Below are 22,215 nucleotides of genomic sequence, written 5' to 3'. Positions count from 1 at the left end.
CTCGGACGGTAATCTTGCGAGAGCCCTCCTCCGCCGGAGCGGCGGGGAAGGAGCGCCGTGATCGTGGGCATCGGCGTCGATCTGGTCGACGTGCCGCGCTTCGAGCGCTCGCTCGAGCGCACTCCGCGTCTGCTCGAGCGGCTGTTCTCGCCGGCCGAGCGGATGCTGAAGCCCCGCTCCCTCGCTGCGCGCTACGCCGCGAAGGAAGCGCTGATCAAGGCTCTCGGCGGTTCCGAGGGCGTGCACTGGACCGACATCGAGGTCGCCTCCGAGGCCTCGGGCCGCCCGGTCTTCTCCCTGACCGGAGACACCGCCGACACGGTCGCGGCCCGCGGCATCGGTGCGATCCACCTCTCGCTCTCGCACGACGCGAATCTCGCCACCGCTTACGTCGTGGCCGAGGGCGTCGCGTGAGCGCCGGGGCGGGGACGATGCGCGAGGCGATCGTCGACGTCGACGCCATCGCCGAGAACGTCCGCCACCTCCGGCGTCTGACCGGTGTCGAGGTCATCGCGGTCGTGAAGGCGGACGGTTACGGACACGGCGCCCTCCGTGCCGCGACCGCAGCCCTCGCGGGCGGTGCGAGCCGTCTCGGCGTCGCCGACATCGCCGAGGCCCTCGACCTCCGCCGCGCCGGCATCACGGCGCCGATCGTCGCCTGGCTGCACGCGCCGGGTGCCGACTTCCGGCCCGCGGTCGAGCGGCGGGTCGAGCTGGGGATCTCGAGCTTCGGCCAGCTGCAGGCTGCGGCCGCCGCGGCATCCGCCGATCGTCCCGCCGACGTCCATCTGAAGGTCGAGACGGGACTCGGACGCAACGGGGTCGAGCCCGCCGACTGGTCGCGGGTCTGCTTCGAGGCCGCCCGGCTCGAACGCGTCGGGCGCCTGCGCGTCGTCGGGGTCTTCAGTCATCTGTCGAACACATCGCCCGAGGACGATCGCGCCTCGCTCGCCCGCTTCGACGACGCGCTGACGGTCGCCACCGACGCCGGGCTCGCTCCCGAGCTCCGCCACATCGCGGCCTCGAACGCGGCCATCTCGCTGCCGGAGGCGCGGCTGAACTGCGTGCGGCTGGGCATTGCGATCTACGGGCTCTCGCCGTTCGCCGATCGCACGTCCGCCGACCTCGGCCTCCGCCCGGCGATGACCTTGCGCGCCCCGGTGGCCGCGGTGCGCCGGGTGCCGGCCGGCCAGGGCGTCTCGTACGGCTACACGCATCGGACGGACGGCGAGACGACGCTGGCGCTCGTGCCCCTCGGCTACGCCGACGGCGTGCCGAGGCAGGCATCCGGTCGTGGACCCGTCGTGATCGGCGGTCGTCGCTTCACGGTGGCCGGGCGCATCGCCATGGATCAGTTCGTCGTCGATGTCGGGGATGCCGCGGTGTCGGTCGGCGATGACGTGGTGCTGTTCGGCGATCCCACCCTCGGCGTGCCCAGTGCGGCCGAGTGGGCGGAGGCGGCCGACACGATCGACTACGACATCGTCACGCGCATCGGTGCGCGCGTGACACGGCGACCGGGAGGGGAACAGCGATGAGCGGACTCGACGACGACCTCGGAGAGCGGGAGATCACCTCGGCGGCCGACATGGAGGCCTGGGGGCGCGAGATCGGTGCGCGGCTGCGCGCGGGCGACCTCGTCGTGCTCACCGGTCCGCTGGGTGCGGGTAAGACGACCCTCACCCGCGGGATCGGAGCCGGGCTCGGCGTCCGCGGCCCCATCCAGAGTCCGACGTTCGTCATCGCGCGCACGCATCCCTCGCTCGTCGACGGTCCGCCGCTCGTGCACGTCGACGCCTACCGCCTCGGCTCGCCGGCCGAGCTCGGCGACCTCGATCTCGACCTCGATGCGAGCGTGACGATCGTCGAGTGGGGGCACGGGATGGTCGACGGGCTGCGCGAGAGCTGGTGGGAGATCGAGCTCGAGCGCGGCTGGAGCGGCACCGGGCTCGACAACGCGTGCGGCACGAGCGGTCCGGCTGCGGCCGACATGGAAGAGGCGGCTCCGCGTCTGGTGACCGTCACGCGGCGTCCCTGACGGCGGGCCGCGACGCCGTGCGCGGTTACCCTGGTTGACGTGATTCTCGGCATCGACACCTCGATCGGCACGGCCGTCGCGATCATCGCCGACGACGGCGCCGTGCTGGCCGAGATCGTCAGCGCGGATGCTCGCGGTCACGCCGAAGTGATCGGCGACCTCATCGTCGGCGCGCTCGTCGAGGTTCGTCGCCGCACCGGAGCAGGCGCCCGCATCACGGCCGTCGCCGCCGGGATGGGCCCTGGCCCCTTCACGGGCCTCCGTGTGGGGATCGCCGCCGCGAACGCCTTCGCCCTGGGGCGGGGCGTCCCGCTCGTCCCCGTCGCCAGCCACGACGCCGCGGCGCTCGCTCGCGTCACGCGCCTGGCTGCGCCCTCGGGGGCCGCTTCCGTCGGCGCCGCCCCCGTGGAGGGCGAGCCCGTCGCGATCGTGACCGACGCCCGTCGCCGCGAGCTCGCCGTCTCCGTCTACCGCGTCGAGGGCGGACTCCCGGTGCGCATCGAGGGGCCGCGTCTCGTCGAACGCGCGTCGACCGAGCTCCTCGACCTGTTCGGCGAACCGGCATCCGCCCTGCCCGAGACGACCGCGATCAGCGCCGTCGCCCTCGCCCGGATCGCGCTCGCACGCCTGCGGGCCGGCGAACCGCTCGGGGAGCTCGAGCCGCTGTACCTGCGCGCCCCGGACGTCACCCTCCCGGCCACCCCGAAGAAGGTGGGCTCATGACGCAGCGCACCGCCACCCGCGACGACCTCGACGCCATCATGGACCTCGAGCGCGCGGCGTTCCCGACCGATGCGTGGAGCAGGGCGGCGATGGCCGCCGAGCTCGCCTCGCCCCACGGGCGCTACCTCGTCGACGAGGAGGACGGCCGGGTCGTCGGCTACGGCGGCGTGCGCGCCGTCCGCGGCGCATCGGATGCCGACATCCAGACGATCGCCCTCGATCCGCACGTGCGGGGCACCGGCCGCGGCCGGGCGCTGCTGCGGGCGCTGCTCGCGGAAGCGCGCGAACGCGGCGCGCGCGAGATGTTCCTCGAGGTGCGAGCCGACAATCCCGTCGCCTCCGGCCTGTACCTCTCCGAGGGGTTCGTCGAGATCGCTCGGCGCCCGCGGTACTACCAGCCCGACGACGTCGACGCCATCATCATGCAGCGCTCGCTGACCGAACGTCCTCAGGACGGTGCCGCCGTGGCCGCTCACGATGCCCGCGAACCCCTCGCTTCTGCGGAGAACGTGCCGACCGCGGGGGAGGAGAGCCGATGACCGCCGCCGAACCGCTCGTGCTCGGCATCGAGACGAGCTGCGACGAGACCGGCATCGGCATCGTCCGTGGCCGCCGTCTGCTCTCGAACACGATCGCGAGCTCGATGGCCGAGCACGCCCGCTACGGCGGTGTCGTCCCCGAGGTCGCCGCGCGCGCCCACCTCGAGGCTCTGCAGCCTGCGATCGAAGCCGCCGTCGCCGAGGCCGGCATCGCGCTCGGCGACCTCGACGCCGTCGCCGTGACGAGCGGCCCCGGACTCGCGGGTGCCCTGATGGTCGGGGTCGGTGCGGCGAAGGCGCTCGCGGTCTCGCTCGACAAGCCGCTGTACGCCGTGAACCATCTCGTCGGTCACATCGCCGCCGACATCCTCACCGGCGACGACGTCGAGTACCCCACCGTCGCGCTGCTGGTCAGCGGCGGTCACACCTCGCTCCTGCTCGTCCGCGATCTGGTTTCGGACGTCGAGATGCTCGGCGAGACGATGGACGACGCGGCTGGAGAGGCATTCGACAAGATCGCGCGCATCCTCGGGCTCCCGTATCCGGGCGGGCCCGAGATCGACCGCGCCGCCGCGACGGGCGATCCGCAGGCGATCCGCTTCCCGCGCGGACTGTCGCGCGCCTCCGACCTGGCTGCGCACCGCTACGACTTCTCCTTCTCGGGGCTCAAGACCGCCGTGGCTCGATGGATCGAGCAGCGCGAGGCCGCCGGCGAACCCGTGCCCGTCGCCGACGTCGCGGCGTCCTTCCGCGAAGCGGTCGTCGACGTCCTCGTCACGAAGGCCCTCGACGCGTGCGCGCAGCACGGCGTTCCCCGCCTGCTGCTGGGCGGCGGCGTCATCGCGAACCGGCGTCTGCGCGAGGTCGCGCTCGAGCGCGCCGCGGCGGCGGGCGTCGCGGTCCGCATCCCGCCGCTGAGCCTCTGCACCGACAACGGCGCCATGATCGCGGCGCTCGCCGCCGAACTGATCGCCTCGGGCGCCGCGCCCTCCCGCCTGGCCTTCGGCGCGGATTCGACGCTGCCGGTGACCGAGATCCAGGTGCGCTGATGACGGACGAGGGGATGCCGCCGACGCGCGCCGCGCGCCGGTCCGACGGGATCGGCGCCGCCCCCGCGGCGGCCCCGCCCACCGCGGCGCTCCCGGGCGAGCACCGGGGCGGGTTCGAGCGTGCGCTGACCCAGCCGACCCCCGTCACGGAGTCGGTTCACACGAGCGTCGCCTGGGCGCCGGAGCCCGAGGCGCTGCCGCGGTCGGGCGCCTGGGCGCTCGGCCTCGCCGTGGTGGCGCTCGCGCTCTCGCTCGTCGTCGGCTGGGCCTTCCCGCTCGGCATCGCCGCCGTCGCCCTCGCGATCCTGGCGCTGCGGCGCCCGTGGGAGCGCCGTGCGGTCGCGGTGTGGTCGCTGCTGCTCGGACTGGTCTCGCTCGTCTACAGCGCCGGCTGGCTGGTGTGGGCGGCGTTCCGCGCGGGGCTCATCGGCTGACGCCGGCGCCGCACCGCGGCGCCCCGGCGCAGGGTGGCGATCGCGATGCGCCGTGAAACTCGCGCGGAGGCGGTGATTCTCGCCGCGGTCGTGGGTTCTCGCGAGCCTGGCTCGCCGCCGATCAGGCCGAGAGGCGGTCGGCCAGAACGGCGACGCGCCGGTCGCCGAGGCGCGTCAGGAAGAGCGTCGCCGCGCTTCCGTCCCGGCCGCCGCGCAGTGCGAGCTTCCTGCGGAACTGCGCCGGGTCGATGTCGACGCCGCGCTTCTTGATCTCGAGGGTCCCGATCCCGTCGCGGCGGAGCGCCGCGTCGATGTCGCGGACCTTCAGCGGCAGGACCTCCCGCACGCGGAACGTCGTCGCGAAGGGCGTCGTCGCGCCGCTGTCGGAGGTCATGTAGGCCGTGCCGCCGGGCAGCATGCCGGCTCCGATCGAGCGCGCGACCTCGCCGATCAGGCGCGCCCGGATGACGGCGCCCTCCGGCTCGTGCAGGAACTCTCCGAGCTCGCGGACGTCCGCGTCGACGGTGTCGGCGTCGGCGGTGAGCTCGGCGGCGGCGTCGCCGCGGATCACGAGCGCCGCACGGCGGACTCCGGACCGGGCGAGCGACCCCGACCACAGGACGAGCTCGATCGTCGACCCGTCGACGCTGATCCACTGGGCTTCGACGTCCTCGGGGATGTCGCTGCGGTCGAACCCCGGACCGAGCTTGATGCCCACCGGCATCCGTTCCGCGAGGGCGAAAGCCCACGCGAGAGAGGGTGTGTAGTCGGATGCCGCGAGTCGCCGTGTCTCGCTGTGACCCGCGGTGCGGCGAGCGGGATCGAGCCAGACGGCGTCGACGCCGTCGAGGTCGACCTCTTCGGCGCGGGCGTGGCGGACGGTGGTGGAGTCGCCGAACGGGGCGAGGTTGTAGGCGGCGATCGCCGCGGTGATCTCATCGGCGTCGACGGCGAGGACGTCCAGGCCGATGCCCGCGAATCCGAGCGCGTCGCCGCCGATGCCGCACCCGAGGTCGGCCACGCGCCCGATGCCGGCGTCGCGGAACCGTCCCGCGTGACGGGCCGCGACGGCGAGGCGGGTGGCCTGTTCGAGCCCGGCGCGCGTGAAGAGCATGCGCTCGGCGAACGGGCCGAACTTCGCCTGCGCACGCTCGCGCAGGCGCGCCTGTCCGACGACGGCCGAGACGAGGTCGGGGGAGTGCCCGGCGGCGCGCAGCCGCGAGACGGCGGTCGCGGCATCCGCCGTCGAGGTGATGGAGAGGGCATCGACGAGCCGCAGTCCCTCGGGGGTCAGCAGGGCGGCGAGCTCGGCGGAATCCACCCCGTCAGCCTACGGGCTGGCACTCGCGTTGCATGAGTGCCAACCTCCCCCGTAGACTGGCGACTGGCACTCTCAGGGTGAGATTGCCAACCAGTCTTGTCGAAGAAAGAGGTAGACCGTGTCGGTTTCCATCAAGCCGCTCGAGGACCGCATCGTCATCAAGCAGGTCGAGGCCGAGCAGACCACCGCAAGTGGCCTGGTCATCCCCGACACCGCCAAGGAGAAGCCCCAGGAGGGCGAGGTCGTGGCCGTGGGCCCCGGCCGCATCGATGACAACGGCAACCGTGTTCCGCTCGACGTCGCCGTCGGCGACCGGGTGATCTACAGCAAGTACGGCGGAACCGAGGTCAAGTTCGGTGCCGACGAGTTCCTCGTGCTCTCGGCGCGTGACGTCCTCGCGGTCGTCGTTCGCTGACACCCCGAACACTTCCGAAGGCCCGGATGCCGCGAGCATCCGGGCCTTCGTCGTTCCTCCGCGCCCGGTTGGCAGGCGACGGGCGGCGGATGGCGGGCCCGGCGGCGTCCCGGCGTGCGGTGCGGTCCTAGGCTCGGAGGGTGACGCCCCTCGATCCCGCTCGCGAACGCACCCTCGGCGGGGTGTACGCGCTCGCGGCGTACGTGCTGTGGGGCTTCATGCCCCTCTACTTCCTGCTGCTCGCGCCGATGGGACCGTTCGAGGTCGTCGCCTGGCGCATCCTCTTCTCGCTGGTGTTCTGCGCGCTGCTGCTGACGGTGCTGCGCGCCTGGCCCAAACTGCGGGCCATTCTGCGCACCCCGCGCCTCGTGTTGTGGACGATCGTCGCCGGCGCCCTCATCTACGTGAACTGGCAGGTCTTCCTCATCAGCACCCTGACGGGGCACGTCATCGAGGGGAGTCTCGGGTACTTCATCAACCCGATCGTCACGGTGCTGCTGGGGGTACTCGTGCTGGGGGAGCGCCTGCGGCGCGCGCAGTGGGTCGCGATCGGCATCGCCGTCGTCGCCGTCGTCGTGATCGTGGTCGGCTACGGCGCCTTCCCCTGGATCGCGCTCACCCTCGCGGGCAGCTTCGGAGCGTACGGCCTCGTGAAGAAGCAGATCGGCCCGTCGGTCGATGCGGCCAGCGGGCTCACGCTCGAGTCGCTCTGGCTGGCTCCCGTCGCCGTCGTGCAGCTCATCGTGGTCGCCGTCACCGGCGGGCTCGCCCTCGGCGCCGTCAGCGGCGGGCACACGGCTCTCGTGCTGCTGGCGGGCATCGTGACCGCCACGCCGCTGCTCTTCTTCGCCGCCGGTGCACGGCGCAGCTCGCTCACTGTCGTCGGCCTCCTGCAGTTCGTCGCGCCCATCCTCCAGTTCGTCACCGGTGCGTGGATTCTCGGCGAGCCCATGCCCCTCGAGCGCTGGATCGGGTTCGCGCTCGTCTGGCTCGCGCTCGTGGTGCTCACGATCGACTCGGTGCGCGCGGCCCGACGTCCGCGTCGGCGGCCCGCGGCATCCGACGTCGCGCCCGTCGTCTGAGCGGCTGCAGGCGACGGCGTCCGGGCCGCGAGCGGTGGCGCGCGCGTCGACCGGTGGCACCGGTCCCATCCGTGTCGCGGCGGGGGCGAGGTAACGATTCGGTCGCGTAACAGACCGTTAACACATCGCAACATCACCGACCCGGCTGCCCCACTAGGTTTGACCCAACCTGCGCAGCGCTCCGGTGCCGCGTACCCGACTCACCAAGGAGCACAATGGGCGTTCTCACCCGTTCCCGCACTGCGAAGGTCATCGGCGGCATCGCCCTGATCAGCGCGAGTGCCCTCGTTCTGGCCGGCTGCGCCGGCGACTCTTCGCCGGCCGAATCCGGCAGCAGCAGCGCGCCCGCCGGCGACCGGGAGGACCTGACCCTCAAGATCGGCACCGTCCTGCCCCAGACCGGCAGCCTCGCCTTCCTCGGCCCGCCCGAGGAGGCCGGCGTCCTGCTCGCCGTCAACGAGATCAACGAAGCGGCCAAGGGCATCACCGTCGAGCTCAGCCCCGGCGACTCGGGCGACACCGACAACAAGGCCTACGAGACCACGGTCCCGCGTCTGCAGAGCGAAGGCGTCTCGGCCATGATCGGCGCCGCGGCGTCGGGCGTGAGCAAGCTCTTCCTCGACAGCAACGTCTCGGAGAACATCATCACGTTCTCGCCGGCGAACACGTCGCCGGACTTCACCACGTGGGACGACAACAACCTCTACTGGCGCACCGCTCCGAGCGACCTGCTCCAGGGCGAGGTGCTGGCGAACCAGATCGCCGAGGACGGCCACAGCACGATCGGCATCATCTACATCAACGACGCCTACGGCACGGGCCTCGAGGGCGTCGTCAAGGAGGTGTTCGAGGGCACCGGCGGTGAGGTCGTCGCAGAAGCGTCCTTCAACACCGGCGACACCTCGTTCGATGCGCAGGTGGCGACGATCGCCGCGGCGAACCCCGACGCGATCGTCGCGATCACGTTCGACGAGTTCGCCACGATCGCGCCGCTGCTGGTCAACGCCGGACAGTCGGCCGAGAACTTCTACCTCGTCGACGGCAACCTCAAGCAGTGGGGCGCCGACATCCCGGTCTCGCTCGAGGGCGCCAAGGGCACGACGCCCGGTCCGGTGCTCGAGGACGACTTCGTCGAGCGTCTGAACGCCGCCTGGACCGAGGCCGGCAACGCCGAGCTCGAGGACCAGTCCTACGCCGCCGAGTCGTACGACGCCGCGGTGCTCCTGGCACTCGCCGCGCTGGCCGCCAACGCGACCGACGGCCCGACCATCGCCGGAAAGCTCCAGGAGGTCTCGGGCGGCACCGGCGACGGTGAGAAGTGCACCACGTTCGCCGAGTGCGCCGACATCATCCTCGACGGCGGCACCGCGGACTACGACGGCTACTCCGGTCCGATCACGTTCGACGAGAACGGCGACCCGACCGAGGCGACCATCGGCATCTTCCAGTACGGCGCCGACAACACCCACACCCGCGTGAACGACTGATCACACGCCGACGAAGCGCTCGGGAGCTCAGGCTCCCGGGCGCTTCTGCGTGTGTCTCGGGCCGCCGTGACGCGCAACGCGTGAGGCCCCGGGAACAGATCCCGGGGCCTCACGCGTTGCGCGTCGTGCGTGTTCAGTCCGTGCCGAGGGTGCCCAGGTACAGGCCGATGACCTTCGGGTCGTTCAGCAGCTCGCGTCCCGTGCCCTCGTAGGCATCGCGGCCCTGGTCGAGGACGTAGCCGCGGTCGCAGATCTGCAGGCACCGGCGGGCGTTCTGCTCGACCATGATCGTCGTGACGCCGGCCTTGTTGATGTCCGAGACGCGGATGAACGCATCGTCCTGCCGTACGGGTGACAGGCCCGCGCTCGGCTCGTCGAGCAGCAGGACGGCGGGATCCATCATCAGCGCGCGCGACATCGCCACCATCTGACGCTCGCCGCCCGAGAGCGATCCGGCCCGCTGCTTCAGGCGCTTGCCGAGTTCCGCGAAGATCGACGTGACGAATTCCAGGCGCTCCTTGTACACGCGCGGGCGCTGATACAGGCCCATCTGGAGGTTCTCCTCGATCGACAGCGACGGGAAGACGTTGTTCGTCTGCGGAACGAAGGCGACGCCGCGCTTGACGAGGCTGTCGGACTTCAGCCCGACGATGCTCTCACCGCGCAGGGTGATGTCGCCGCTACGCACCTTCACCATGCCGAAGATCGACTTCAGCAGCGTCGACTTGCCGGCGCCGTTCGGTCCGATGATGCCGATCAGCTCGCCCTGGCGGGCGACGAGGTTGGCGTTGTTGATGATGTTGATGCCGGGGAGGTACCCCGCCAGCAGATCGGTGACCTGGACGACGACCTCCCCCTGGGGGGCTGCCGACGTCGCGGCCGCGGTGGGGTGCGGCGCACCGGTCATTTGGTCTCCTCCTCGGCCTCGGCGCTGGACGCCGCCTCTTCTTCCTCGATCTCGGCGAGCAGCTCCCGAGCCGAAGCGTCGAGCTCCCCGCCGATCCGACCCGTCACGACGCCGAGGTCGACGTCCTGGTGGCTGCCCAGGTAGGCGTCGATGACGGCCTTGTCCTGCATCACGGCATCCGGCGGCCCTTCGGCGACGACCTTGCCCTCGGCCATCACGACGACCCAGTCGGCGATGTGGCGGACCATGTGCATGTCGTGCTCGACGAAGAGCACCGTCATTCCAAGGTCCTTGAGGTCGAGGATGTGCTCGAGAAGCGACTGCGTGAGGGCGGGATTGACGCCGGCCATCGGCTCGTCGAGCATCACCAGGTTCGGATCGCTCATGAGCGCACGCGCCATCTCGAGGAGCTTGCGCTGACCGCCCGACAGGCTGGCGGCGAAGTCCTTCTCCTTGGCGTCGAGCTTGAAGCGGGCGAGCAGGCCTCGCGCCTTCTCCTCGATCGCGGCCTCCTGTTTGCGCCAGATCCCGGGGATGAAGCTCTGCCAGAACTTCTCGCCGCGCTGGCCCGGTGCGCCGAGCTTCATGTTCTCGAGGACGGTCAGCAGCGAGAGGGCCTTGGTCAGCTGGAAGGTGCGCACCTGACCCATCCGGGCGACCTTGAAGGCGGGAATGCCGGCGAGGTTCTTGCCGTCGTACGACCAGCTTCCGCTGTTGGGCTTGTCGAAGCCGCACAGCAGATTGAACAGGGTCGTCTTGCCCGCGCCGTTCGGACCGATCAGCGCCGTGATGGCGCCGCGCGGGATCTCGAGGTGGGCGACGTCGACGGCCGTGAGCCCGCCGAAGCGGCGCTGCACGTCGTCGATCACGAGGATCGGATCGACCTTGGCCACGCCGGGCACGGCCTCGCCGCGCGCGAGGCCCGTCGTCTTCGCCCGGGGGACGCTGCCCGTCGGGGTCGCGCCGCTGTCGGGCGTCAGTTCACTTGACAAAGGTCATCTCCCTCTTGTCGCCGAGGAGGCCTTGCGGTCGGAAGATCACGAGCAGCATGAGCGCCAGTCCGACCAGGATGAACCGGAGCGTTCCGGCCTGGATGCTCGTCATCGGAAGGAAGCCCTGGGCGGCGAGCTCGGGCAGCATGTTGCCCAGGAGCGCCATCACCATCCAGAAGATGATCGCGCCCACGGACGGGCCGAAGATCGTCGCGGCGCCGCCGAGGAGGAGGATCGTCCAGAGGAAGAAGGTCAGCGAGGTCGTGTAGCTCGAGGGCACGACCGCCGACGGGAGCACGAAGACGATTCCGCCCAATGCGCCGATCACGCCGCCGACCACGAGAGCCTGCATCTTGTAGGCGAACACGTTCTTGCCGAGCGCGCGGACCGCATCCTCGTCCTCGCGGATGCCCTTGAGCACGCGGCCCCAGGGGCTGCGCACGAGCGACCACACGACCAGGATCGCCACCGCGAGGACGGCGAGCCCGAAGACGCGCACCCAGAGCCCGTCGGCGTTGAATGTCCACGGGCCGAAGCCGTAGGACCCCTCGGGGAACGGGTTCGCCGCTCGGAAGCTGGCGTGGTAGTTGCCGAGTCCGTCGGCCGAGTTGGTGTACTCGTCGAACACCTGGGTCGTGAACAGCAGCCGGACGATCTCCGCCGCGGCGATGGTCACGATGGCCAGATAGTCCGCCCGCAGCCGAAGCGTCGGGATGCCGAGCACGAGTGCGAAGACCGCTGCCAGCGCGAGGCCGATGAGCATGCCGAGCCACCACGGCAGGCCGAAGCTCAGCACCGAGATGGCGTACCCGTATCCGCCGAGAGCCATGAACCCGGCCATGCCGAAGTTCAGAAGGCCGGCGTAGCCGAAGTGCACCGCGAGGCCGAGAGCCGCGAGGGCGTAGGCGATGGTGATGGGGCTCAGCAGGTAGCTGAGCGTGTTTCCGATGATGGCGCCCCAGTCCACGGGCTACCCCAATCTCTCTTTGCGCCCGAGCAGGCCCTGAGGCCTGACGAGCAGGATGAGGATGAGCACGACAAGCGCACCCGCGTACTTCAGGTCGGACGGGATCCAGAGCGTCGAGGTCTCCACGACGATCCCGACGATGAGGGATCCGAGGAGGGCTCCGAACGCCGTGCCGAGGCCGCCGAGCGTGATGGCGGCGAAGATGAGCAGCAGCATCTGCGTTCCCATGTCCCACTTCACGCCCGGGCGGAAGTAGGCCCACAGGACGCCCGACAGGGCGGCGAGCGTCCCCGCGAGGACCCAGACGGTCCGCACGACGCTGTCGACGTTGATGCCCGAGGCTGCCGCGAGCTGCGGGTTGTCGGAGATGGCGCGCGTGGCCTTTCCGATCCGTGTCCCGAGCAGGAAGTACGCGACCGCGAGGATGACGACGATGCTGACGCCCATGCTCACCAGGTCGATGTACGACACGGCGATCGGCCCGAGCTGGATCGGCGTCGGGCTCGCACCCGGCAGCTGGAAGGTCGATCCGCCGATGATGAACTGGAAGGTGTATCGCAGGGCGAGCGAGAGGCCGATGCTGACGATCATCAGCTGGACGACGCCCAGCCCGCGCCTTCGCAGAGGCCGCCACAACGCGGCATCCGAGGCGAGACCGAGTGCGGCGCCGGCGAGGAGCGCGGCGATGATGCCGATCCAGAGGGGCAGCTGCCACATCGTGCTGACGACCATGGCGACCAGGGCGCCCCACGTCACCAGCTCGCCGTGCGCGAAGTTCGACAGGCCGGTCGTCCCGTAGATGAGGGCGGCCCCCATCGCGGCCAGCGCCAGGAGCAGTCCGAAGTTCAGCCCGTTGACCAGGCGCGAGGCGAGCTGGTCGATGAGCGACTGGGTCTGCCGCTCGCCTTCGCCGAGGAAGAGGTTGACGATCTTCGACCCGGTGAGGCCGAACTCGACCTCCTGCGAGGCCGAGTCGCCCTCGACGATGACGCCGTCGGGCAGCGTCGACTCGTCGACCGTCAGGGTGTACGTCTCCTTCTCGGGGACGTAGAGGCGCCAGCGTCCGTCGGCGTCGGTCACCGTCTCGGCGTCGAACCCGTTGCCCTCGACCGAGACTCCGGCGTCGGGAACGGGGGCGCCGTCGAAGGTGATCACACCGGCGAAGTAGAAGTCGGTCTTCTCCTGGTCACCGCCGGGTTGGTCCGGCGCGGCCGCGAACGCGGCTGTCGGTAGGGCCAGCATGAGCAGCACCGCAGCCATGAGGACTGCGGCGAGGGCGGACACTCTTCGTGTCATCCGCCCCGGGCGACGGGCAGCGCGCGTCGTCGGGGTGATCGCCACTGGCACCTCCTGAGATAAGTGGTCGATTGCGCCGAGAGGTACCGGTTCGGTGGCTTCGGCGGCACCTGAACGTATTCGCCGATTGTTGCCTGCGTGTTTCGGGCGCGCAACTCGGATCGCGGTGTGTCGCGGCTGGCACGTGATCGGTATGGGACCGATCCCGGGAATGCGCCGGCGTCGTGCGCGTTTAGAATCGTCACGACCTTCAAGGAGCGCGCATGAGCGACTACAACGACCCGTTCGGTTTCGTCGGCCTCACGTACGACGACGTCCTGCTCCTGCCGGGGCACACCGACGTCATCCCGTCCGAGGCCGACACCTCTTCGCGCGTCACGCGACGCATCACCGTCGCGACGCCGCTGCTGTCGGCCGCGATGGACACGGTCACGGAGGCGCGTCTCGCGATCGCGATCGCGCGCGAGGGCGGCATCGGCATCATTCATCGGAATCTGTCGATCGCCGATCAGGCCTCGATGGTCGACCGGGTGAAGCGCAGCGAGTCCGGCATGATCACCGACCCCATCACGACGACGCCGGATGCCACGATCGAGGAGGTCGACGGCCTCTGCGCGCAGTACCGCATCTCGGGGCTCCCGGTCATCGACGACGAGGGCCACCTCGTCGGCATCGTCACCAATCGCGACATGCGCTTCGTCTCGGGCTTCGAGCGTCAGACGACGAAGGTCCGCGACGTCATGACGAGCGAGAACCTCGTCACCGGAGCCGTCGGCATCGGTGCGAACGAGGTCATCGCGCTCTTCGCCCACCACCGCGTCGAGAAGCTGCCTCTGCTCGACGCCGAGGGCAAGCTCGCGGGACTCATCACCATCAAGGACTTCGACAAGAGCGAGAAGTACCCCCTCGCCACGAAGGACGACCAGGGTCGCCTCCGGGTGGGGGCGGCGATCGGCTTCTTCGGCGACGCCTGGGAGCGTGCCGAAGCGCTGCGCGACGCCGGGGTCGACGTCATCGTCGTCGACACCGCGAACGGCCAGTCGGCCGGAGTCATCGACATGGTCCGGCGCATCAAGGCCGACGCATCCTTCGAGCACATCGACGTCATCGGCGGCAACGTCGCGACGCGTGAGGGCGCGCAGGCGCTCATCGACGCGGGCGTGGACGCGGTCAAGGTCGGCGTCGGTCCGGGATCGATCTGCACCACGCGCGTCGTCGCGGGCGTCGGCGTTCCGCAGGTCACCGCGATCTACGAAGCCTCGCTCGCGGCTCGCGAAGCCGGCATCCCGATCATCGCCGACGGCGGACTGCAGTACTCGGGCGACATCGCGAAGGCGCTGGTCGCCGGCGCCGACTCGGTCATGCTCGGCTCGCTGCTGGCGGGCACCGACGAGTCGCCGGGCGAGGTGGTCTTCCAGGGCGGCAAGCAGTTCAAGCTGTACCGCGGCATGGGTTCCCTCGGCGCGCTGCAGACCCGCGGCAAGAAGACCTCCTACTCGAAGGACCGCTACTTCCAGGCGGACGTCCCGAGCGACGACAAGCTGATCCCCGAGGGGATCGAGGGTCAGGTCGCCTATCGCGGACCCGTTTCGGCCGTCGCCTACCAGCTCATCGGAGGACTGCGGCAGTCGATGTTCTACGTCGGCGCGCGCACCGTCGACGAGCTCAAGGCCCGCGGCAAGTTCGTGCGCATCACCTCGGCGGGCCTCAAGGAATCGCATCCCCACGACGTGCAGATCGTCGTGGAGGCGCCGAACTACAAGCGCTGAGTCCCTCTCGTCGAACGGGATGCCGCAGATCGCGGCATCCCGTTCCGCGTTTCCGTCCCGCGCTGCGCCGCGGGAGGTGATCTGCAGGTGGGAGGCCGCGCATCGGGAGGAGAGCCTCCGCTGTGGTGATCGCCGCCTCCGCCGTGCGACGGATGACGGCATCCGGCCCGCCTACCGGGCGAGGTGCAGCCCCTGGGCGACGGCCGCGGTGATGAGATCCTGCACCCGCGGCCAATCCTCGATCACCTGGGCGTAGGTCACGCGGATCACGTGATACCCGAGCAGCATCAGACGGGTGTCGTGGTCGATGTCGGCGGCGCGCTGCCCCCCGACGTGATGCCCTCCGTCGATCTGAACCACGAGGCGATCGGCGATGAGCAGGTCGACGGGGCGGTCGATGAGCCACACTTGCTGCCGCAGCGGCAGGCCCAGCCACCGCAGCCGACGCGGGAGGAGCGTCTCGAGCCCGGAATCGGAGAACGGCGAGGCCTCGCGGCACAATCGACGTGCCGCCGGCGGCATGTCGAGACGCTGCATCGCCTCGCGCGCGATCAGCTTCCGGCGGAGGGCTGACTCCCAGACCGTCAGCGCGCGCTCGAACGGCTGACACCGCGAGACGGCGATGAGGGTGTTCTCGACGGAGTCGACGAGGGCATCGGGATGACGCGGCACGGTCGGCGCCGCCCAGTGGACCACCCCGCCATCGAGCGCGATCCGGCCGGCGTGCGAGGGGGCCGCGACGTGTGGCCGGTCGTCGGCGAGCACCCAGAGGCCGAGGCGACGCGCCGCGCTCACGCAGGTCACGACGACTCCGGCCCGTGCGGCCGTGACGAGCTCGGGATCGGCATCCGTCGCGGCGACCCATCCGCGCCGGATCCGTTTCACCTCGGCCGCTGCGACGGCCGTCGCCACGTGGTGCCGCGACAGGCCCTGGTCCAGCAGTGTCGTCGTTCGCGCGACGCCGCCGAGCCTCCGCACCGCGCGGGCCACATCCCTCTCGCTCATCCGTCGATGCTCGGCCGGTGCCGCCCGTCGCGACGCCCCGCACCGCAGACCCGGGGAGAATTCCTCGACCGGCCGCGCGGGGGAGGGAGGGGAGCAGCGGCTCAGCGGCAGCGGTCGGGAGGAGATCCGAGCTGCGGAGGGCCTGTGGGCAGCATCCGCCCTCCGCCGAGGCGATCCCCTTCGGTGCGACACCGGCGCGGGTGACGACGAGGCGCCGGGCTGCTGTGCCCGGGTCGGTGAGGTCGCTCGCCGTGCGGCGACCGCCCGCCGTGCGGAGGTCATCCGCGTCGGGGAGGGCGACGTGGTGGCATCGGCCCTGTCGGGGGCTGATCTCCTCCGTTCCGTGGGCGACCCGTCCGGTGGGCGACCCGTCCGGTGGGCGCCCCGGCGGCTCAGGCGGGGAGGCGGAACGCCTCGGCCGCGCGTGCGGCCGGGTCGAGGGCGAGGTCGGCGAGCGTCGCGCCGACACCGGGCGCGAACTTGAAGCCCTGGCCCGAGAAGCCGGCGCCCACGACGACGGAGCCCACGCGGTCGAGGATGAACGCGCTGTCGTCGGTCGATGTGTAGGTGCAGGAGAGGTGGACGCCCGAGGCGGGATCGAGTCCCGGCATCCATACGGCGACGTAGTCGCGAAGCGCCTCGGCGTGCGTCACACGGTGGGGGCGCGCGTCGGGATCGACCTCGTCGCCGACGCGGTGGAAGCCGACCTTCACACCCTCGCCCGGTGTCGGCATGCCGTACACCGGAGCCGGGTAGGCGCCGGCTGCTGGGATGTGGTTGAACGACGGCCACGCCGCATCGCCGCGCGGGGCGAAGTGGGCCGGCGTCTCCTCGGTCACGGTCAGGCGAGGCAGCCGGATGTCCGCCAGCAGCGGCGTCATCCACGCTCCCGCGGTGACCACCACGACGTCGGCCTCGATCGCGGCGCCGCCGCCGAGGTCGACCCGAGCGCCGCCCGCGGCGCGGTCTTCGACGGCGAGCACGGGCGTCCCCCATCGCACCTCGCCGCCCGCGGCGACGATCCGCCGCTCGAGCTCGATCATCGCGACGTCTGCTCGGACGACACCGGCATCGGGCGAGTACAGTGCGTCGCCGTCGAAGCGCATCCCGGGCCAGCGCGTCGCAGCATCCGTGGCCGAGAGCATCGATGCGGGGATGCCGCGTTCCGCCAACCGGCCGGCGATGAGCTCCAGCCCGGCCGCCCCGATCCCGCTGCCGTGCGTGACGAGGCCGTGCCGCCGGAGCAGCGGTTCGCCGTCGACGTCGCCGAGAGCGTCCCACCCCTCCCGCGCCCGTTCGAGCAGGTCGAGATAGTGCACGTCGGAGTAGGCGTTGTTGAAGTTGCGCGTGCGGCCGTGCGATGCGCCGAGCAGGTGTCCGCGACCGAAGCGATCGAGGACGAGCGGCGTCTCGCCGCGCCTCGTGAGGGCCCACGCCGTCGACAGCCCCATGATCCCGGCCCCTACGATCACGATGCGCGTCATGGAATCCACCCTTCCACCGCTCCGACGCGCCGGCCAATCCGAGCGTCACGCGCCGGCATCCGCCCGGAAGCGCCGCTTCGGCCCGACGGTAGGCTGAGGGGGTGACCATGGAGATCGAGCTCGGCCGCGCCAAGCGCGCCCGCCGCGCCTACGCGTTCGATGACATCGCGGTGGTGCCTTCGCGGCGCACGCGCAACCCCGAGGACGTCTCGACCGCCTGGTCGATCGACGCGTTCCCGTTCTCGATCCCGGTCCTCGGCGCGCCGATGGACTCGGTGACGAGCCCGCGGACGGCGATCATGCTCGGTCAGCTCGGCGGGCTCGGCGTCCTCGACCTCGAGGGCCTCTGGACCCGATACGACGACCCCGAGCCGTTCCTGACCGAGATCGCCGCCCTGCCGGACGCGTCGGCGACGCGGCGGATGCAGGAGCTGTACGCCGAGCCGATCAAGCCCGAGCTCGTGCGCGACCGGCTGGCCGAGATCCGCGCCGCCGGGGTGACCGTCGCCGGATCGCTGACCCCGCAGCGCACGCAGGACCTGTACGAGACCGTCGTCGCGGCCGGCGTCGACCTCTTCGTCATCCGCGGCACCACGGTGTCCGCCGAGCACGTCTCGAGCGTCGACGAACCGCTGAACCTGAAGAAGTTCATCTACGACCTCGACGTTCCCGTCATCGTCGGCGGCGCCGCGACCTACACCGCAGCGCTCCACCTCATGCGCACCGGTGCGGCCGGCGTTCTCGTGGGCTTCGGCGGGGGAGCCGCATCGACCACCCGGGCGACCCTCGGCATCCACGCCCCGATGGCGACGGCCGTGGCCGACGTCGCCGGAGCCCGTCGCGACTACCTGGACGAGTCCGGCGGACGCTACGTCCACGTGATCGCCGACGGCGGTGTGGGCACCTCGGGTGACATCGTCAAGGCGCTCGCGATGGGTGCCGACGCCGTCATGCTCGGCGTGGCGCTCGCCCGCGCGACGGACGCACCGGGGCAGGGGTTCCACTGGGGCCCCGAGGCGCACCACTCGCAGCTGCCGCGCGGCCACCGCGTCGCCGTCGACCAGGTCGCCTCGCTGGAGGAGATCCTCTACGGACCCGCGCCGGTCGCCGACGGCACCGCGAACCTCATCGGGGCGCTCCGCAAGTCCATGGCCACGACGGGCTACTCCGACCTCAAGGAATTCCAGCGCGTGGAGGTCGTGGTCGCGCCCTACAGCTCGCGCTGATGACCTCGACCGTCCCCGCACCGACCGCCGGCGTGCCGGCGTTCGCGCCGACGCTGCGCGAGGTGATGCTCCGTCCCTGGTGGCTGGGCATGCTCGGCTTCGCGCTGCTGGTGGCGTCGGTGTTCGCCTGGCTCGGTCAGTGGCAGCTGGCGCGCGCGGTCGACACCTCGCCCCCCGAACCGGGGCAGACCGAGATCGTGCGCCCGATCGCCGACGTCAGCGAGCCCGGCGCGTACCTGCCCGACCCGCTCGTCGGCCAGCGGGTCGAGGTGACGGGGTCGTTCGTCGCCGACGACTTCATCGTGGTCTCATCGCGGTTCGACGAGGGCGTCGAGGGATACTGGGTCACCGGTCAGCTGCGGGTGGACCCCGCGGACACCGGGTCGGACGCCCCGACATCGCTCGCCGTCGCCGTCGGCTGGACCGGCGATCGCGAGACCGCGGATGCCGCGGCGCGCGCCCTCGATGCCGATCCGCCGCAGGACGTCGCGCTGACCGGGCGTCTCATCTCGGGGGAGGGGCCGGCCGTCCCGCCGCGCAGCGAGCCGTGGGAGATCACGCGCATGGACCCGGCTGCTCTGCTCAGCCGGTGGAGCGACATCGAGGATCTCGACGTCTACCGCGGATACCTGACCTCGGCCGAGCCGTTCGCCGGTCTCGACGACATCCACTCGCCGGCGCCCGAGGAACGCTCGAGCGTCAACTGGCTGAACATCTTCTACGCCGTCGAGTGGGCCGTGTTCGCGGGCTTCGCCTTCTACATGTGGTACCGCCTGGCGAAGGATGCGTGGGAGAAGGAGCTCGAGGCGATCGAGGACGCCGCGATCGCTGCCGGGGCCGAGGCGGACGCCGGCGGCACCGCAGAGGCCGCGCCCGCTCGCGACTAGACTGGACGGCATGCCCGCCCCCCGCCTCGCCTCGTTCCCGGCGATCCGGAACGCGCTGCGCTTCTACCAGATCTGCTCCGTCATCACGGGTGTCGGTCTGCTGCTGCTGCTCGCGGAGATGATCCTGAAGTACACGCCGATCCACCTCGAGCTCTTCGCGGGTGGATCCGGCGGTGCGCTGTGGTTCGCCGGGGTGATCCCCGGTGCCGACTGCCAGTGGTGGTCGCTGTTCCTGCCGCAGACGAACTCGTGCGAGATGCTCTCGCTCGGCGACGGCTTCAACATCTCCCTCGCGATCCTCGTCGTCCACGGCTGGTTCTACGTCGTGTACCTGTTCGCGTGCTTCCGTGTGTGGAGCCTCATGCGCTGGAAGTTCCTCCGCTTCATCGTCCTCGCGCTCGGTGGAGTCGTCCCCGCGCTGTCGTTCTTCATGGAGGCCCGCGTCGGTCGCGAGGTGCGCACGTACCTCGCCGAACGCGAAGCGGCGGAGGCCGCGGCATCCATCCCCGCCACGGAAGGCACCCGGTGACCACCCAGACAGAAACGTCCCAGCGACCCGTCCTCGTCGTCGACTTCGGCGCACAGTACGCGCAGCTGATCGCCCGCCGCGTCCGCGAGGCCGGTGTCTACAGCGAACTCGTGCCGCACACGGCCACGGCGGCGGAGATCGCGGCCAAGGAGCCGGTGGGCATCATCCTCTCGGGCGGGCCCTCGTCGGTCTACGAGGAGGGCGCCCCCGCCATCGACCCGGGGGTCTTCGACCTCGGCGTTCCGACGCTCGGCATCTGCTACGGATTCCAGGTGATGGCCCAGGCGCTCGGCGGCGAGGTGGCGAACACCGGTCTGCGCGAATACGGCGCGACCGACGCCACCGTCGTCACCGAGGGCACGCTCCTGGCCGGACAGCCTCCGGAGCAGAACGTGTGGATGAGCCACGGTGACCAGGTGTCCCGCGCCCCCGAGGGCTTCGACGTCCTCGCGCGGACGGGAGCGACCCCGGTCGCGGCGTTCGCCAACGACATCCGCAAGATGTACGGGGTGCAGTGGCACCCCGAGGTGAAGCACTCCGACCACGGACAGAACGTGATCGAGAACTTCCTGCACAAGGCGGCAGGACTCCCCGCCGACTGGAACAGCGGGAACGTCATCGCCGAACAGGTCGATCGCATCCGTGAGCAGGTCGGATCGGGCCGTGTGATCTCGGCGCTCTCGGGCGGTGTCGACTCGGCCGTCTCCACTGCGCTCGTGCACAAGGCGGTCGGTGACAAGCTGACGGCGATCTTCGTCGACCACGGTCTGCTGCGGAAGGGCGAGCGCGAACAGGTCGAGAACGACTACGTCGCCTCGACCGGGGTGCGGCTCATCACCGTCGACGCACGCGAACGGTTCCTCGAGGCGTTGGCGGGAGTGAGCGACCCGGAGCAGAAGCGCAAGATCATCGGGCGGGAGTTCATCCGCGCTTTCGAGCAGGCCGAGCGAGACCTGATGGCCGAGGCGGCTGCCGACGGGGAGCCGATCCGGTTCCTCGTGCAGGGGACCCTCTACCCCGACGTGGTCGAATCCGGCGGTGGCGCCGGGACCGCGAACATCAAGAGCCACCACAATGTCGGGGGTCTCCCCGAGGACCTGCAGTTCGAGCTCATCGAACCGCTGCGAACGCTCTTCAAGGACGAGGTGCGCGCGATCGGTCGCGAGCTCGGACTCCCCGAGGCGATCGTCGGGCGCCAGCCGTTTCCGGGGCCCGGCCTCGGAATCCGCATCGTGGGCGAGGTCACCGCTGACCGTCTCGAGATCCTGCGTGATGCCGACGCGATCGCGCGCGCCGAGCTGACGAAGGCCGGCCTCGATGCCGAGATCTGGCAATGCCCTGTGGTGCTGCTCGCGGACGTCCGCTCGGTCGGTGTGCAGGGGGACGGTCGCACGTACGGGCACCCGATCGTGCTGCGCCCCGTCTCGAGCGAGGACGCGATGACCGCCGACTGGACGCGCTTGCCCTACGACGTCCTGTCGAGAATCTCGAACCGCATCACGAACGAGGTCCGCGAAGTGAACCGCGTGGTCCTCGACGTGACCTCGAAGCCCCCGGGGACCATCGAGTGGGAGTGAGCGCGCGACGCGCGAAGACGGCGGATGCCGCGGCCGATGGGTCGCGGCATCCGCCGTTTCGCGCATCATGACGCGGATCTCCGCCGCGTGGTCTCGGCGCGACACGCCCGGGATGTGGGGTTGTTTTGCCAGGATGCCGGGAGCCGCGTAACTTATTACTTGTTCGCCCCACAGGGAAGAGCGAGAGGGCCGGAAGGCCTACGCCCCCTCAAGCGGAGAACGAATTCCATCCCAAACCTCCTTGAGAGAACAAGACGCTTGCGTCTAGGATGGAGACTTCACCCCGACAGCGGCTCAGTCTGCAGCGGAACCTGGTTCCGAGTGCATCAAGTCGCGTAGTGGTGAGGTATGGTTGTGAAGTTGCCTTCTGGGCTGGTTGTGAGACTGGCTGGGGGAGCGTCCGATCCTTGAGAACTCAACAGCGTGCACTTGTCAAATGCCAAATAACCTCGTCTCCACTTCGGTGGGGTGAGATTCCTTTGGATCAA

General features: G+C 70.7%; 22 protein-coding genes. 15 read left to right on the top strand and 7 right to left on the bottom strand.

Features of this window, described 5'->3' with window-relative positions; all coding sequences use genetic code 11:
* The first annotated feature begins 57 nt into the window (after positions 1-57).
* The 7 genes from F6B42_RS13885 to F6B42_RS13855 are packed head-to-tail and all read left to right on the top strand — an operon-like array spanning position 58 to position 4,783.
* Positions 58-414, top strand: coding sequence for a holo-ACP synthase (locus F6B42_RS13885; RefSeq protein WP_150420321.1), 357 nt, complete (start codon positions 58-60; stop codon positions 412-414).
* 17 nt (positions 415-431) lie between these two features.
* Positions 432-1,538: an alanine racemase gene (gene alr / locus F6B42_RS13880; RefSeq protein ID WP_150420419.1), complete on the top strand. Its 1,107-nt coding sequence runs from the start codon at positions 432-434 to the stop codon at positions 1,536-1,538.
* The gene (gene tsaE / locus F6B42_RS13875) at positions 1,535-2,038 is read left to right on the top strand and encodes a tRNA (adenosine(37)-N6)-threonylcarbamoyltransferase complex ATPase subunit type 1 TsaE (protein ID WP_150420320.1); all 504 of its coding nucleotides are present in this window, start codon (positions 1,535-1,537) and stop codon (positions 2,036-2,038) included. Before alr ends, tsaE begins: the two co-directional genes overlap by 4 nt.
* 39 nt (positions 2,039-2,077) lie before the next feature.
* Positions 2,078-2,761 (top strand): tRNA (adenosine(37)-N6)-threonylcarbamoyltransferase complex dimerization subunit type 1 TsaB, encoded by a 684-nt coding sequence (gene tsaB / locus F6B42_RS13870; RefSeq protein WP_150420319.1) that lies wholly within the window; start codon positions 2,078-2,080, stop codon positions 2,759-2,761.
* Positions 2,758-3,300 carry a ribosomal protein S18-alanine N-acetyltransferase gene (gene rimI / locus F6B42_RS13865; protein WP_150420318.1) on the top strand — a complete coding sequence of 181 codons (543 nt, stop codon included), beginning with the start codon at positions 2,758-2,760 and terminating at the stop codon, positions 3,298-3,300. The genes tsaB and rimI overlap by 4 nt, the downstream gene beginning before the upstream one ends.
* Entirely contained in the window at positions 3,297-4,349 is a 1,053-nt protein-coding gene (gene tsaD / locus F6B42_RS13860; protein ID WP_150420317.1) for a tRNA (adenosine(37)-N6)-threonylcarbamoyltransferase complex transferase subunit TsaD, read from the top strand. The genes rimI and tsaD overlap by 4 nt, the downstream gene beginning before the upstream one ends.
* A complete protein-coding gene (locus F6B42_RS13855; protein WP_150420316.1) occupies positions 4,349-4,783 on the top strand; it encodes a hypothetical protein in 435 nt (144 codons plus the stop codon). The genes tsaD and F6B42_RS13855 overlap by 1 nt, the downstream gene beginning before the upstream one ends.
* Positions 4,784-4,904: 121 nt before the next feature.
* Here F6B42_RS13855 and F6B42_RS13850 read toward each other — a convergent pair whose 3' ends face one another.
* Positions 4,905-6,104, bottom strand: a complete 1,200-nt coding sequence (locus F6B42_RS13850; RefSeq protein WP_150420315.1) for a class I SAM-dependent methyltransferase — start codon at positions 6,102-6,104, stop codon at positions 4,905-4,907.
* A gap of 118 nt (positions 6,105-6,222) precedes the next feature.
* Between F6B42_RS13850 and groES the strand changes: the two genes are divergently transcribed.
* The 3 genes from groES to F6B42_RS13835 all read left to right on the top strand — a co-directional run bounded on the left by groES (position 6,223) and on the right by F6B42_RS13835 (position 9,088).
* Positions 6,223-6,519, top strand: a complete 297-nt coding sequence (gene groES / locus F6B42_RS13845; RefSeq protein ID WP_023954390.1) for a co-chaperone GroES — start codon at positions 6,223-6,225, stop codon at positions 6,517-6,519.
* Positions 6,520-6,659: 140 nt separating this feature from the next.
* Positions 6,660-7,601 (top strand): EamA family transporter RarD, encoded by a 942-nt coding sequence (rarD, locus tag F6B42_RS13840; RefSeq protein ID WP_150420314.1) that lies wholly within the window; start codon positions 6,660-6,662, stop codon positions 7,599-7,601.
* A gap of 215 nt (positions 7,602-7,816) precedes the next feature.
* A complete protein-coding gene (locus tag F6B42_RS13835; protein ID WP_150420313.1) occupies positions 7,817-9,088 on the top strand; it encodes an ABC transporter substrate-binding protein in 1,272 nt (423 codons plus the stop codon).
* A 133-nt stretch (positions 9,089-9,221) separates the two neighbouring features.
* Here F6B42_RS13835 and F6B42_RS13830 read toward each other — a convergent pair whose 3' ends face one another.
* The 4 genes from F6B42_RS13830 to F6B42_RS13815 are packed head-to-tail and all read right to left on the bottom strand — an operon-like array spanning position 9,222 to position 13,250.
* Complete coding sequence (locus F6B42_RS13830; RefSeq protein WP_150420312.1) at positions 9,222-9,995, bottom strand: ABC transporter ATP-binding protein; 774 nt, start codon at positions 9,993-9,995, stop codon at positions 9,222-9,224.
* Positions 9,992-10,987: an ABC transporter ATP-binding protein gene (locus tag F6B42_RS13825; RefSeq protein ID WP_191089383.1), complete on the bottom strand. Its 996-nt coding sequence runs from the start codon at positions 10,985-10,987 to the stop codon at positions 9,992-9,994. Before F6B42_RS13825 ends, F6B42_RS13830 begins: the two co-directional genes overlap by 4 nt.
* Positions 10,977-11,954 carry a branched-chain amino acid ABC transporter permease gene (locus F6B42_RS13820; RefSeq protein WP_150420311.1) on the bottom strand — a complete coding sequence of 326 codons (978 nt, stop codon included), beginning with the start codon at positions 11,952-11,954 and terminating at the stop codon, positions 10,977-10,979. Before F6B42_RS13820 ends, F6B42_RS13825 begins: the two co-directional genes overlap by 11 nt.
* Positions 11,955-11,957: 3 nt before the next feature.
* Entirely contained in the window at positions 11,958-13,250 is a 1,293-nt protein-coding gene (locus F6B42_RS13815) for a branched-chain amino acid ABC transporter permease (protein ID WP_150420310.1), read from the bottom strand.
* Between the two features lie 263 nt (positions 13,251-13,513).
* Here F6B42_RS13815 and guaB point away from each other — a divergent pair, with 263 nt between their 5' ends.
* Positions 13,514-15,019 (top strand): IMP dehydrogenase, encoded by a 1,506-nt coding sequence (guaB, locus tag F6B42_RS13810; protein WP_150420309.1) that lies wholly within the window; start codon positions 13,514-13,516, stop codon positions 15,017-15,019.
* A 171-nt stretch (positions 15,020-15,190) separates the two neighbouring features.
* On the opposite strand, the gene F6B42_RS13805 is transcribed toward guaB, so the two are convergent.
* Together F6B42_RS13805 and F6B42_RS13800 are read right to left on the bottom strand one after the other, a co-directional pair.
* Positions 15,191-16,024, bottom strand: a complete 834-nt coding sequence (locus F6B42_RS13805) for an endonuclease domain-containing protein (protein ID WP_150420308.1) — start codon at positions 16,022-16,024, stop codon at positions 15,191-15,193.
* Between the two features lie 392 nt (positions 16,025-16,416).
* Positions 16,417-17,508, bottom strand: a complete 1,092-nt coding sequence (locus F6B42_RS13800) for an FAD-dependent oxidoreductase (RefSeq protein ID WP_150420307.1) — start codon at positions 17,506-17,508, stop codon at positions 16,417-16,419.
* Positions 17,509-17,615: 107 nt separating this feature from the next.
* On the opposite strand from F6B42_RS13800, the gene F6B42_RS13795 reads away from it, so the two are divergent.
* The 4 genes from F6B42_RS13795 to guaA are packed head-to-tail and all read left to right on the top strand — an operon-like array spanning position 17,616 to position 21,727.
* Positions 17,616-18,734 carry a GuaB3 family IMP dehydrogenase-related protein gene (locus F6B42_RS13795; protein ID WP_150420416.1) on the top strand — a complete coding sequence of 373 codons (1,119 nt, stop codon included), beginning with the start codon at positions 17,616-17,618 and terminating at the stop codon, positions 18,732-18,734.
* Positions 18,734-19,621: an SURF1 family protein gene (locus F6B42_RS13790; protein WP_223878526.1), complete on the top strand. Its 888-nt coding sequence runs from the start codon at positions 18,734-18,736 to the stop codon at positions 19,619-19,621. Before F6B42_RS13795 ends, F6B42_RS13790 begins: the two co-directional genes overlap by 1 nt.
* A gap of 10 nt (positions 19,622-19,631) precedes the next feature.
* Positions 19,632-20,150, top strand: a complete 519-nt coding sequence (locus tag F6B42_RS13785; protein ID WP_150420306.1) for a DUF3817 domain-containing protein — start codon at positions 19,632-19,634, stop codon at positions 20,148-20,150.
* Positions 20,147-21,727, top strand: a complete 1,581-nt coding sequence (gene guaA / locus F6B42_RS13780; protein ID WP_150420305.1) for a glutamine-hydrolyzing GMP synthase — start codon at positions 20,147-20,149, stop codon at positions 21,725-21,727. The genes F6B42_RS13785 and guaA overlap by 4 nt, the downstream gene beginning before the upstream one ends.
* Positions 21,728-22,215 lie beyond the last annotated feature (488 nt).

It is taken from the genome of Microbacterium radiodurans, from assembly GCF_008710705.1.
In the GTDB taxonomy this organism is placed as follows: Bacteria; Actinomycetota; Actinomycetes; order Actinomycetales; family Microbacteriaceae; genus Microbacterium; species Microbacterium radiodurans.
Note: the sequence above shows the minus strand (reverse complement) of the source record. Positions and strands in the feature narration are given on the sequence as shown.

What these genes read in the sequence shown, in the direction of transcription:
- alr (WP_150420419.1), top strand. Translation starts at nt 432, where the DNA reads ATGCGCGAGGCGATCGTCGACGTCGACGCCATCGCCGAGAACGTCCGC.
- tsaE (WP_150420320.1), top strand. Translation starts at nt 1,535, where the DNA reads ATGAGCGGACTCGACGACGACCTCGGAGAGCGGGAGATCACCTCGGCG.
- rimI (WP_150420318.1), top strand. Translation starts at nt 2,758, where the DNA reads ATGACGCAGCGCACCGCCACCCGCGACGACCTCGACGCCATCATGGAC.
- tsaD (WP_150420317.1), top strand. Translation starts at nt 3,297, where the DNA reads ATGACCGCCGCCGAACCGCTCGTGCTCGGCATCGAGACGAGCTGCGAC.
- F6B42_RS13855 (WP_150420316.1), top strand. Translation starts at nt 4,349, where the DNA reads ATGACGGACGAGGGGATGCCGCCGACGCGCGCCGCGCGCCGGTCCGAC.
- F6B42_RS13835 (WP_150420313.1), top strand. Translation starts at nt 7,817, where the DNA reads ATGGGCGTTCTCACCCGTTCCCGCACTGCGAAGGTCATCGGCGGCATC.
- F6B42_RS13830 (WP_150420312.1), bottom strand. Translation starts at nt 9,995, where the DNA reads ATGACCGGTGCGCCGCACCCCACCGCGGCCGCGACGTCGGCAGCCCCC.
- F6B42_RS13815 (WP_150420310.1), bottom strand. Translation starts at nt 13,250, where the DNA reads ATGACACGAAGAGTGTCCGCCCTCGCCGCAGTCCTCATGGCTGCGGTG.
- guaB (WP_150420309.1), top strand. Translation starts at nt 13,514, where the DNA reads ATGAGCGACTACAACGACCCGTTCGGTTTCGTCGGCCTCACGTACGAC.
- F6B42_RS13805 (WP_150420308.1), bottom strand. Translation starts at nt 16,024, where the DNA reads ATGAGCGAGAGGGATGTGGCCCGCGCGGTGCGGAGGCTCGGCGGCGTC.
- F6B42_RS13800 (WP_150420307.1), bottom strand. Translation starts at nt 17,508, where the DNA reads ATGACGCGCATCGTGATCGTAGGGGCCGGGATCATGGGGCTGTCGACG.
- F6B42_RS13795 (WP_150420416.1), top strand. Translation starts at nt 17,616, where the DNA reads ATGGAGATCGAGCTCGGCCGCGCCAAGCGCGCCCGCCGCGCCTACGCG.
- F6B42_RS13790 (WP_223878526.1), top strand. Translation starts at nt 18,734, where the DNA reads ATGACCTCGACCGTCCCCGCACCGACCGCCGGCGTGCCGGCGTTCGCG.
- F6B42_RS13785 (WP_150420306.1), top strand. Translation starts at nt 19,632, where the DNA reads ATGCCCGCCCCCCGCCTCGCCTCGTTCCCGGCGATCCGGAACGCGCTG.